Origin of the sequence: Thalassospira sp. CH_XMU1420-2 (genome assembly GCF_037029325.1) — a bacterium.
GTDB lineage: Bacteria > Pseudomonadota > Alphaproteobacteria > Rhodospirillales > Thalassospiraceae > Thalassospira > Thalassospira povalilytica.
On sequence record NZ_JAYMEG010000005.1, the window covers coordinates 190,502 to 202,373 of the forward strand.

At 54.9% G+C, this 11,872-nt stretch carries 11 protein-coding genes; 7 read left to right on the plus strand and 4 right to left on the minus strand.

Annotation, left to right across the window (positions count from 1 at the left end):
• Positions 1-175 precede the first annotated feature (175 nt).
• Positions 176-889 carry a cytochrome b/b6 domain-containing protein gene (locus WA429_RS16185; RefSeq protein WP_287466416.1) on the plus strand — a complete coding sequence of 238 codons (714 nt, stop codon included), beginning with the start codon at positions 176-178 and terminating at the stop codon, positions 887-889.
• A 176-nt stretch (positions 890-1,065) separates the two neighbouring features.
• Here the strand turns inward: WA429_RS16185 and WA429_RS16190 are convergent, their stop codons facing one another.
• Positions 1,066-1,530, minus strand: coding sequence for a c-type cytochrome (locus tag WA429_RS16190; protein ID WP_287466415.1), 465 nt, complete (start codon positions 1,528-1,530; stop codon positions 1,066-1,068).
• A gap of 208 nt (positions 1,531-1,738) precedes the next feature.
• Between WA429_RS16190 and WA429_RS16195 the strand changes: the two genes are divergently transcribed.
• The 4 genes from WA429_RS16195 (at position 1,739) to WA429_RS16210 (ending at position 5,568) form a co-directional block, all read left to right on the plus strand.
• Positions 1,739-3,262: an NAD-dependent succinate-semialdehyde dehydrogenase gene (locus WA429_RS16195; RefSeq protein ID WP_287466414.1), complete on the plus strand. Its 1,524-nt coding sequence runs from the start codon at positions 1,739-1,741 to the stop codon at positions 3,260-3,262.
• A gap of 557 nt (positions 3,263-3,819) precedes the next feature.
• Entirely contained in the window at positions 3,820-3,981 is a 162-nt protein-coding gene (locus tag WA429_RS16200) for an RSP_7527 family protein (RefSeq protein ID WP_156480797.1), read from the plus strand.
• 166 nt (positions 3,982-4,147) lie between these two features.
• Positions 4,148-4,936, plus strand: coding sequence for an alpha/beta fold hydrolase (locus WA429_RS16205; RefSeq protein ID WP_101247902.1), 789 nt, complete (start codon positions 4,148-4,150; stop codon positions 4,934-4,936).
• 17 nt (positions 4,937-4,953) lie between these two features.
• Complete coding sequence (locus WA429_RS16210; protein WP_082817659.1) at positions 4,954-5,568, plus strand: NUDIX domain-containing protein; 615 nt, start codon at positions 4,954-4,956, stop codon at positions 5,566-5,568.
• A gap of 52 nt (positions 5,569-5,620) precedes the next feature.
• On the opposite strand, the gene WA429_RS16215 is transcribed toward WA429_RS16210, so the two are convergent.
• The 3 genes from WA429_RS16215 to WA429_RS16225 all read right to left on the minus strand — a co-directional run bounded on the left by WA429_RS16215 (position 5,621) and on the right by WA429_RS16225 (position 8,661).
• Positions 5,621-6,361 carry an SDR family NAD(P)-dependent oxidoreductase gene (locus tag WA429_RS16215; protein WP_287466413.1) on the minus strand — a complete coding sequence of 247 codons (741 nt, stop codon included), beginning with the start codon at positions 6,359-6,361 and terminating at the stop codon, positions 5,621-5,623.
• Between the two features lie 157 nt (positions 6,362-6,518).
• Positions 6,519-7,808, minus strand: a complete 1,290-nt coding sequence (locus tag WA429_RS16220; protein ID WP_068517133.1) for a polyhydroxyalkanoate depolymerase — start codon at positions 7,806-7,808, stop codon at positions 6,519-6,521.
• Positions 7,809-8,529: 721 nt separating this feature from the next.
• Complete coding sequence (locus WA429_RS16225) at positions 8,530-8,661, minus strand: hypothetical protein (protein WP_255355705.1); 132 nt, start codon at positions 8,659-8,661, stop codon at positions 8,530-8,532.
• Positions 8,662-9,592: 931 nt separating this feature from the next.
• Between WA429_RS16225 and zwf the strand changes: the two genes are divergently transcribed.
• Both zwf and pgl read left to right on the plus strand, forming a co-directional pair.
• A complete protein-coding gene (gene zwf, locus WA429_RS16230; RefSeq protein WP_068517136.1) occupies positions 9,593-11,080 on the plus strand; it encodes a glucose-6-phosphate dehydrogenase in 1,488 nt (495 codons plus the stop codon).
• Between the two features lie 69 nt (positions 11,081-11,149).
• Positions 11,150-11,869: a 6-phosphogluconolactonase gene (gene pgl / locus WA429_RS16235; protein ID WP_101247944.1), complete on the plus strand. Its 720-nt coding sequence runs from the start codon at positions 11,150-11,152 to the stop codon at positions 11,867-11,869.
• Positions 11,870-11,872: the final 3 nt, after the last annotated feature.

An 11,872-nucleotide genomic window follows, 5' to 3' on the forward strand; every position in this document is an offset into this window, starting at 1 on the left:
GCTTCCGTTTAAGTGATACTGCTTGTGATAATGATTTTCAATTAGAGAATGGTTTTGTTGCCAAATTTTCACGTTTTTTGAATGTGGTAACCGCAATTTGATCTGTTCATCGGCGCAATAAAGGTCATTATCACTATAGTGTTCATGACCAACCGTCCCGCCAGGAGAGGACCTGATGAGCAATCAGATGTCGGATGAAAAGCCGGATGAAAAGAAAGTCAAACTTTGGGACTTCCCGGTACGCCTGTTTCACTGGTCGCTTGTTGCGGCCATTGTCACGGCATGGTGGACCAACCGTGAACTGATGATCGATATTCACGCCATTGCCGGTTACACCGTATTGGCCCTTGTGCTGTTTCGCATCATCTGGGGCTTTGTCGGCAGTTCGAACGCGCGCTTTGCATCCTTTATCAAAGGCCCGAAAAAGGTCATTGGCTATGCGCTGCGGATCCCCCGGGGATCAATGGCGGACCTGACCTATGCCGGGCATAATCCGGCGGGCGGCTGGATGGTGATAGTGTTGCTGGTTCTTGTCGCGGTGCAGGCGGTAAGTGGCCTGTTTGCGAGCGAAGATACCTTCCTGTTCTTTGATGGTCCGCTTGTTGCCCATGTCAGTTCCGATCTTGCCAGCACGATGAACTGGATCCATCACACCAACATCAATCTGATCTATGCGATGGTCGGGCTGCATGTTTTTGCAGCACTGTTTTATCTTGTGGTCAAACGCGAAAATCTGATCGGTGCAATGATTACCGGTGCCCGGACGGTTCCGACCGAACTTGCGGCCCGCTTTGCGCAGATCCGCTTTGCCTCCCCGATTGCGGGGATTGCCATTCTCGCAGTTTGTACTGTCATTGTCTGGGCGATGGTGACGGTTGCGCGCGGATAGTCGCGTGCGGATAAACGGCCGGCGGATCATCATCTGATCCGCCGTGCCAATGGGAAAATGCCCCCGGCCTGAATTTTCCGGTGTGCTGCGCTGACAGCATGGGGGGGTGAAAACCGGACCGGGGGCGCCCATCCAGGGGTAGGGACGGGCCAGTGTTTGCAATTCCGTTGGTTAGGTTATTTCGACCGATAGGTCTCGTGACAGCCTTTGCACGACTTGCCAAGATTGCCCATCGCAGCCCCCATGGCCGATTTGTCACCGGCTGCGGCGGCCATTGCCAATGCTGCTTCTTTCAGTTCCGGGAACCGTCCGGCAAAGTCATCCCAATCCGACCAGACTTTGTCGGTTGCCGTGGTTTTGACGGTTGCATCCATTGTTTTGGGTTCAAAAGCTGCCGGGGCGGCGTTTGCGGCAAAGGCGATGCCATTTGCCAGATTGCGCAATACCGGATCAGGAAGGTTGCAGTCTCCCTTAAGGTAACAGCCAAGGGTCCCCATCGCCCCGCCGATACCATCCATCAGCATCTGGCGGTTCTGAACCGTGGCATTGTCCATTGTCTCGTCGGCAAAGGCGTTGATCGGCATCATGCTGCCTGCGGCAATCATGGCGCTGAACAGTCCTGCAGTCACAAGGTGCTTCATGGCTTCTCTCTGTTGTATTTTGCGGGGTCTCTCTGATCGCCAAGCGGGCGTTTGATTCTTATCTGTATAAGAAGCATCTTGTTGCTTCCTGCCCGTCGCTCGGATTAGGGTCAGGACCGATTGTCCCAGTTGCGCCCCGAAAACCGGAATCACAAGCGCGTGAGTAGATCAGTTTTTTCGTATCTCGCGTCAAAGGAACTTCCCCGTTATGTCGTCTGCCACCCCGCAAACTGTTTCGAATTCTGATGACCAAGCCATTCGCGAAGGACGCGCGCGTGCCCGCAACCTGATCCGTGAATGGGATCTGAGGCATGCCTATATCAACGGTCTGTGGCAGGATGCCGACAGCCGCGAGACTCTTGATGTGATTGATCCGGCCCGCGGGGATGTGATCGGTGCCGTTCCGTTCATGCGCACATCCGAGGCAAGGCGCGCGATTGATGCCGCCCATGATGCCTTTGCCGGCTGGTCCCGCAGACTGGCAAAAGACCGTGCCGCCATCCTGCGGCGCTGGCGCGATCTGCTTGAAACCCATCAGGAAGATCTGGCGGCATTGATCACCCTTGAACAGGGCAAGCCCTATGATCAGGCCTTGCGCGAAGTTATCGGGGCAATTGCCTATGCCGAATGGTACGGCGAAGAAGCCAAGCGCGCCTATGGTCAGACCATGCCCGCCACCCAGCGCGATCGTCGCGTTGTCGTGCAAAAGCACCCGGTGGGGGTCGTTGCGGCAATCACGCCCTGGAACTTCCCGCTGACCATGGTGGTGCGCAAATGCGCCCCGGCATTGGCGGCGGGCTGTACGGTTGTTGTCAAACCAGCCGAAGATACGCCGCTTTCGGCGCTGGCCGCGGCCAAGCTTGCCGAACAGGCCGGGTTCCCGGCTGGTGTGTTCAATGTGGTTACCGGTCTGCCCCAGCCAATCGGCGAGGCCCTGACGGGGGATGAACGCGTTCGCATGCTGTCCTTTACCGGCTCGACCGAGGTCGGCAAACGGTTGATGGCGCAATGCGCACCCACTGTGAAAAAGCTGTCGCTTGAACTGGGTGGCAATGCGCCCTTCATCGTGATGGATGATGCCGATCTTGATGCGGCTGTTGCCGGGGCGATGATTTCCAAATTCCGCAACAGCGGCCAGACCTGCGTCTGTGCCAACCGCATTTTTGTTCAGGACGGGGTTTATGACGCGTTTGTCGAAAAATTCATTGCCGCAAGCAATGCCCAGACCATCGGCAACGGCTTTGTCCCGGGGACCGAAATCGGTCCACTGATCAATCGGCAGGCGGTGGCAAAGGTCGAACGTCTTGTTGAAAATGCGCGCAAGGCCGGTGCCACGCTGGTCTATGGGGCCGAACGGCCCAAGGACGGACATTTTGTCCGCCCGCTGGTCATGACCGATGTGCCCCATGATGCCGACTGCTTTAACGAGGAACTGTTTGCCCCGGTGGCACCGGTTTATCGTTTCGCGACCGAGGATGAGGTGATCGAACTTGCCAACCGGGTACGCACCGGTCTGTCATCCTATTTGTATAGTCGCGATATCGGCCGCATTCAGCGCATTGCCGACAATCTGGAAACCGGTGTGGTCGGGATCAATGACGGCACCACCAGCCACGAAGGCGCACCGTTTGGCGGTGTGAAGGAAAGCGGGCAGGGGCGCGAAGGTGGTCATTGGGGGCTTGAGGAATATCTTGAACCCAAATACCTCAATTACGCGATTGGCGGGCAGTAACGGCCCCGTTCGAGCCGGTTCAGTCACGGGACTGAACCGGGAAAGGGGATGGGGTCAAATGCGGTTCCGGCCGGTTGAAATGGGCGGATCGCAAGACGATCATTCTACTTATTGCTGTTGTCGCTCTGCGATCCTGACAAAGCTATGCAAAATTGATGAGTCGGATTCCGCGGAAAAACCGGTTTGAATTTGCCGTGTTTGGCAAAAATCCATGCAGTGCAAAGCATCAATCATGGCTGTTTTTTCTGCGGCAATGGCGTAAATCGACGGGCTGCGATGCCTCGAACCCCTTTATATTAGTGGAATGCGCGGGCATCGGGCTGGTCGGTGTCGCAGAAAATCCAGCAAAACGAGCATGTTATTTGTCATGATACGATCATGCGTTCTGCGCATGATAAGATTATGGCGGAAATGTTTCACGATATGCGCTGTGTGCATGGGTGGAGTGAGAAAACTCTTCTCGTGGGAATGCAAAAACAGGCGTAAACCCGTTTTCAGAGAACACAACGCAAAACCCAGACGCGACAAGCGCGGGATGCTTTTGAAAGGAAACGGACATGAAAATGTATCGTGATTATGACCTGGTTGCCCTGCAGCGCGAAGCAGAACGTCTCCGTGCTGTTGCAATGCGCAACATGTTTGCTGCTCTGGTTCGCAAAGTTGGCGCACTGTTCGGTGCCAACCGCAAGCCGCACGGCGGCGTACCGGCTGGCGCATAATATCGCCAGTACAAAGAATTCCGGCGCTGACATGATCAGCACCCTTAAAAACACCTCCGCAATCCTCCCATGCGGGGGTGTTTTTGTTTGTATGCTTCACCTTGGCCCGGCAGACGGTTATTAAGGGGGATTGCTGTCCCATTCCCGATCCCGGAAAGTTGGTTTTATGAAGCTCGCCCATTACGCCTTTGGCGAAGAAAATCGCGACAACGGTACAATTGTCATTGTCCATGGTCTGTTTGGTCAGGCCCGGAACTGGACCGCGATTGCCCGTCGGCTGGCGGAAAAATACCATGTGGTCACGGCGGATTTGCGCAATCACGGCCGGTCGGGCTGGGATATGGATATGACCTATGGTGCGATGGCGGCCGATCTTGCCGAACTGATCGGGTCCGTTTCCGATAAGCCGGTTCATCTTGTCGGGCATTCGATGGGGGGCAAGGCATCAATGGTGCTGGCATTGTCGGCCAATGCCGGACTGGTTGCCGATCTGGTGATCGTTGATATCGCACCGGTCGCCTATGATCATGACTATACCGGTTATATCACGGCGATGCGCGGGGTCGATTTCGATAAGGTCACCCGCCGCGCCGAAGTTGAAGATGCGCTGTCATCCGGGGTTTCGGAAAAAGGCGTGCGTCAGTTCCTGGCCCAGAATGTCACAACGGACAAGGACAGCGGCAAAATGTCCTGGCAGGTCAATATTGACGCGATGGCGGCCCATCTTGATGACATCACCGGCTGGCCGCAATCGGATGTCAGCGGATCCTATGACGGGGATGTTCTGTTTATTTCCGGGGCAAATTCGCATTATGTCGATTCCCGTGATCGCGACCACATCAAATCACTGTTTCCCAAGGCGGCCTTCACCAGCATCAAGGGTGCCGGGCACTGGGTACATGCCGAAAAACCCGAAGCCGTATTGCTGACCTTGTCCGCATTTCTCAAACGCTGAACAAAGGCGGGTGTCCAATGGTCGATCTTCCAAAAGGCTGGTCCATTCCCGATCTTGCCAATATCCGCATAGACGATATCGAATGCCTGTCTGACAACTGGTATCACCTTTATCGTGTCAGTTTTGATCTGAAACGGTCGGACGGATCTTGGCAACATCAAACCCGCGAGGCCTATGAACGCGGAAACGGGGCGGGCATTCTGCTTTATAACCGGGCCGACCGGACGGTGATCCTGACCCGGCAGTTCCGCCTGCCATCCTTTGTCAATGGCAACCCCGATGGCATGCTGATCGAAGTTCCTGCCGGTCTGCTTGATGATCGTGACCCGGCAGCAGCCGTGATTGCCGAGGTCGAGGAAGAAACAGGCTATCGCATCGGCAAACCGCAAAAGGTCTTTGATCTTTTCATGAGCCCGGGCTCGGTCACGGAACGGCTGCATCTTTTTGTCGCCGAAGTCCGCCGTGATCACCGCGAAGGCGATGGCGGTGGCCTGCACGAAGAAGGCGAGGATATCCACGTTCTTGAAATCGCCTTTGACGATATCGCATCGATGATAAGCGATGGCCGCATTCGCGATGCCAAAACAATCATCCTGCTTCAGCACGGGTTACTGACCGGCCTGTTTGACTGACCGGCCTGTTTTTGACGGAACGACACCTTTGCCAGGGCAATTACCAAGGCAATTACCAAGGCAATTCCTGGCCGTCATAGGCAAAGAACCCGCCGGATTGTCGGGGTGTCAGGCCGTCAATCACCGCAAGCATCCTGGCTGTGGCCTGTTCGGGGCTTTGCACATCAAGGCCCGATTTGGCAAACGGGCCGGAAAGGCCGGTATCGACCGTTCCCGGATGCAGGGAAACGCAAATGGCATCGGGCTTGTTGCGGGCAAGTTCAATCGATGCGGTTTTGACCAACTGGTTCAATGCCGCCTTGGCGGCACGATATCCGTACCATCCCCCCATCCGGTTATCACCGATACTGCCGACCTTGGCCGACAGGGTCGCAAAGACGGCCTTGCCCTTGCGCGGCAGCAACGGACAAAAATGCTTCATCAGCAATGCCGGGCCAATCGCATTGATCCGGAACTGTTTGGTCATATAGGCCGCGTCAATCTGACGGAGGGACTTTTCCGGCTGAAAGCTTTCATCATGCAGATAACCGGTCGCATCAATGATCAGGGCAATGTCACATCCATGTGCATCGGCCTGCATGCGGGCATCCCGTGCACAGGCATCGATGCTTTCGGGGATGTCGAAATCAAGTGACGGACGGGTTTTGCGTCCATAGGTCAGGACCTTGGCAAAATGCCCTGATGAGTGCAGATGGGTTGCAAAGGCGGCCCCAATGCCGCCGGTTGCACCGATGACAATCGCGATCTGACCGGTCGGGATGCTTTTGAAGTGCGGTGTTTCAATGCCTGACATCTGCGTCCCCTGGATTGTGCTTTGCGTGGGTGATTGCGTGATGTTTTACGGCGGTGATGGCCGTGCAGTTCAGGATTGATGAGTGTCGGGATTGGGCAAAACCAAAAAGCCGCCGGCACGGGGCTGGCGGCTTTGGCAATGTTTCGGTTGGGTCCGATTATTCGGCGGCGTTGATGCGCGCGATATTCGGGGCGCTGCGGGCGCCTTTGCCTTCGTGATCGTGGCGGCGGATGAAATCCTTGATCCGCGGGCTGATCTGTTCGCGCCAGCGACGGCCGTTAAACACGCCGTAATGGCCAACACCCTGTTGCAGATGATGCATGCGCATATTGTCGGGCAGGTTGCTGCACAACTTGTGCGCAGCCCGGGTCTGACCCATGCCGGTAATATCATCGCGTTCGCCTTCGACCGTCAAAAGGGCGGTTTTGGTAATCGCGGACGGATCAACCGGCACACCCTGCCAGCGCATGGTGCCTTCGGGCAGGCTGTGTTCATGGAACACGACCTTAAGGGTCTGAAGATAAAACTCGGCCGTCATATCCATGACCGCCAGATATTCCTGATAGAAGGATCGCTTGGCTTCGGCGCTTTCGCCGTCACCTTCGACCAGATGCAGGAACATGTCATGATGGGCCGATACATGGCGGTCCCAGTTCATGCTCATGAACCCGGCAAGCTGCATGAAGCCCGGATAAACCCGGCGCATAACACCGGCATGGGGCAGGGGCACATGCGACAGGACATGGCGTTCAAACCAGTCAAGGCTGTGCTGTTTTGCGAAATTGTTGACCTCGGTCGGGTTTTCACGCGTATCGATCGGCCCGCCCATCAGGGTCATCGAGGCCGGCTGGCATTTCTCGTTGCCGGCTGCCATCAGGGATGCGGCGGCGACCACCGGCACGGATGGCTGACACACAGCAATCATGTGGGTGTTGGGGCCAAGCTTGCGCAGGAACCGCATCAGGTAATCGATATAGCTATCAAGGTCGAAATGCCCCTGATGAACCGGGACGGTGCGCGCATCAATCCAGTCGGTGATGTAAACATCGTGATCGGGCAGCAATGCCTCGACCGTGCCGCGCAGAAGCGTTGAAAAATGCCCCGACAGCGGTGCGACAAGCAGCACACGCGGATCATCGGGCTGGGTTTTCAAATGATCGGTTTCGCGCTTGAAATGCAAAAGATCACAAAAGGCCTCGCTATGAACGATTTCTTCGGTGATCGGCACGGTTTCGCCGTCAATGGTTGTGGTTTCAAGCCCGAATTCCGGTTTGCCGTAACGGTGGGTGAAATGGGTGAACACGTCACATGCGGCCGCTGCTGCCCGACCCTGATGGGTATAGGACAGCGGATTGGCCGGATTGCGCAGCCACTTTTTGCTGGCATCCGCAGCCATGCGAAGCGGGCTTATTGTGGCGTGCTGCAATTCATAAAGGTGATACAGCATTTACTCTCACTCCCGGGTGACCGGCCTTTGGGCCTGTATCACCAACTGGTTACGGCATTTCATCCTGTTTATGGTCGTATGGGCGTCTGGCTGTGCGATACGACTTGGTATTCGGGTTCTGATCCGGGCTCGGGATTGATGCCGTTTTGATCCACAACCGTCGGGTCGTGAAGATGTGATCAGAAATCCTGTTATTGCGTCAAAGCCTACGACAGTTCAGCTTACTTGCAATAGCCATAAAGTATGATGAAATTCCAAATTATCGTTTTCTTTGTTGATTCAAACGAAATTTTGCCAGCCTGTCGAGGGAAATTTTGCAACGCAGCGTAAACTGTTGCAATGCAATAAGTGTTTTAAGCCTGAAATGATTGCCCTCCGCTGGGCAGGTCGCAAAAACGATCAGAAAAGCAGACTCGCCCAAAATCGGGTGCGATATCCTTTGGCGCAATATGCGACGGCTGGTTGATCCTGCTGTACGCATAAAGAAAAGGCGCTGCTATCGGGGAATAGCAGCGCCAAGTCGTGCGGAGTATATTTTCAGTCGCCATAAGGCCCAAAAGGGAAGTCGGGCATTGGGGAAGCTCTGGCCGACAGGCGGGACAGGGTATGGGTGCGGGGTTGCCTGCCGGCCAGATGCCCGTGATGGACAAAAGCAATGGTGGCTTAAAGTCCGGGCCTCACAGATTTCAATTCGAATTCACAAGAAACGTTGCGGAACGTTTCAGACAAGACCACGAAGGCTTTGTGCCATGCCCAGGGCGATCACAAACAGGAAGAAACCTGTACTGCCGACAATCGCAACAGTGCTGCAAAGCTCGTTCAGGCGGGTCGGGTTTTCGATCAGTTTGTGCATGGTATGTCCTCCTCGATCTGTCTGAAGAAACCATACTGTTCTGATTTTGTTCTCGCAAGAACAAAATTGGAACAAAATCCGGAGCATTTAATTAAATCATTGTTTTTAAATAAATATATGGTGTTCTCGAATGTTCTCATTTTGACCGGAAAATGAGAACATTCAGCATTATTTCAGGCCGTCAGGTAGAATGAAAGCCGCAGAAAACGGTGCTTTTGCGCGAGTCTTTATATTCCGGACCGATGATGGGCGATTGGGGGGCGGTTTCGGTTTTACCGATCAGCTCACTAATCGGGGATGGCGGGCGAGTTAGGATAGGCGGGGAATGGCGGGGCAAAGCGTCATGAAAGTTTGCATTTCATCCCGGCCGGATCTGGTTGACACTGGTTTGACAAGACATTGTCCGGAACCGGTCAATGTGGTCAAAATCAATTTGTTGCACGATATTCTGACTGGCCTAAAATGGGGGACAACCCGGTGGTTGTTGAAGCCGTTTCGCAACAAATTGTTACGGTTAAACCGGATTCCGGTAAAACGGTCCATTTCGCGCTTGATCGCAGTGGTCTTACCCCCTGAGATCGTGTAACAGTGCGCTTTGCGACCGGTCTGGCGCAGCACTGTTGATCAGGACACAGCATTGCTGTTTGAATCGGTACAATTGGTCAGATAACAGAATACTGCCATGACCAAATCCCGCTGGCAGATGTTCAAAATCGCAGAAATGCGTGTTGTCTGGTCATGATAAACAAGCCGGCTTTGAACCATTTGGGCACCCGTCAGAATGGTTTTGCCAGCAAATGCACAAGCACCATCGGGAATGCCGGTGGTGTTATCACGGTAAAAATGCCGTGTTCCCGTCGCCTGCCAGGATCGACTGATCCGGGGTCCCACCTTGGCGACAGGAAGGAAACGTTGGAAGGCTAAGGGCAGAATGAAACAAAGGCTTAAGCATCGTATCGCTGATATCGTGATTTTCGGTGGGACCGGAGATTTGGCGTTACGGAAACTGTTCCCCGCACTCTATGAAATGGAACGTACCGGGCGTTTCGACGATGAAACCCGCATCTTTGGCGCTTCGCGCAGCGAACATAGCGACGAGGAATTCCGCTCCAAGCTGGAAGAAGCCGGGCAAAAATTCATCCCCAAGGGCGAATTCGACGCCGAAATCTGGAAAAAATTCGCAAGCCGCATTGCTTATGTGCAGGTTTCCGCCGGCGACGAGGCCGGCTTCAAAGTCCTGTATGAAAAGCTTTCCGATCAGCCTGATCGTGATCGCGTCTATTATTTCTCGACCAGTCCGTCCCTGTTTGCCGACATGGCCTTTAACCTCAAAAAGGTCGGGCTGGTGACGCCCAATTCCCGTGTCGTGCTTGAAAAGCCGCTGGGCCACGATCTTGAAAGCTGCCGTGAAATCAACGGCCAGATCGGCGAAGTGTTCGAGGAAAACCAGATTTTCCGTATCGACCACTATCTTGGCAAGGAAACGGTGCAGAACCTTATGATCCTGCGCTTTGCCAATGCGATGTTCGAACCGCTCTGGAACAGTGCGCATATCGATCACGTACAGATCACGGTCGGCGAGGAAGTCGGGGTCGAAGGGCGCTGGTCCTATTATGATGATGCCGGTGCGATGCGCGACATGGTTCAGAACCATATGTTGCAGTTGCTGTGCCTGGTCGCCATGGAACCGCCCTATGTTCTTGATCAGGATGCGGTGCGTGACGAGAAGGTAAAAGTTCTCAAGGCGCTGCAACCGATCAATGACAGCAATATCGACAGTTCCACTGTGCGCGGCCAGTACCGCAAGGGTGCTGTGGGCGGCAAGGAAGTGCCGGGCTACCTTGAAGAAGAAGGTGCCAATGTCGACAGCACGACCGAAACCTTTGTTGCCATCCGGGCCGAGTTGAACAACTGGCGCTGGGCGGGGGTTCCGTTCTATCTGCGCACGGGCAAACGGTTGCCCAAACGTCATTCGGAAATCGTGATCCAGTTCCGCGACGTCCCGCATCAGATTTTCCCGCTGGCCAAATCCATGACCAACTATCAGGCCAACAAGCTTGTTCTGCGGTTGCAGCCTGATGACGGCATTCATCTGGTTCTGAACAACAAGAACCCGGGGCCGGGGCTTGTCCGGTTGCGCCCGACCGCCCTTAACCTGTCCTTTGCCGAGGCATTCGGGGGCCGTAGTCCCGACGCCTATGAACGTCTTTTGCTTGATGCGATTGATGGCAATAACACGCTGTTCGTGCGTCGCGATGAACAGGACATTGCATGGCAATGGGTCGATGCGATCCAGGAAGCCTGGAAAAACAATCATATCACGCCCAAAGGCTACACTTCTGGAACGTGGGGCCCGTCTGCGGCCATTGCGCTGATCGAACGTGATGGACGGACCTGGAACGAAGAAGCCGGGTTCTAGGATGGTGCGGCCCTGGCCAAAAGGCCGGGGCACCACATATTCAGCATGACCCCAATTCGGGAAGAAAACATGATTAACGAACGCATTTTCAAAAGCGGCGATGACATGCTCGCGGCATTGGTCAAGGAAACCGTCGAACGACTGGAATTTGCCATCGCGACCCGCGGTCATGCCAGCATTGCTGTTGCTGGTGGCCGGTTTCCCAAACCGCTTTTCCAGACCCTGTCGACTGTCCGTCTGGACTGGTCAAAGGTAACTGTCACCCTTGGCGATGATCGCTGGGTCGGGCTTGATGATGATCAGTCCAATGAAAAGCTGGTGCGCGACAATCTGTTCATCAACGAAGCACAGAATGCCCGCTTTGTGTCGCTTAAAACATCCGATAGCAGCCCCGAAGACGCGGTTGCCACCGTCAGTGCGCGTTTGCGAACCGAAATGCACTGGCCGCTTGATATTGTCTTTTTGGGGATGGGGGATGACGGCCATACTGCATCACTTTTCCCGTCCTCAACCCCCGAAGCCCTGCGCAAAGGGCTTTATCCCGAACATGGCGAGGTCGTCGCTGCTGCACGCCCGACCGTATCCCCGGTCCCGCGCATCAGCATGACGTTACCTGCCATTCTCAACGCCCGGTATATTGGGATCCATATTACCGGACAATCCAAATGGTCGACCTTTGAAACCGCGAAAAATGGCACCGATATTGAAGAAATGCCGGTTCGCGCAATTTTGCAACAGACTGACGTCCCCGTCGATCTGTGGTGGAGCGCCGAGAACCCGAAAGGCTGAACC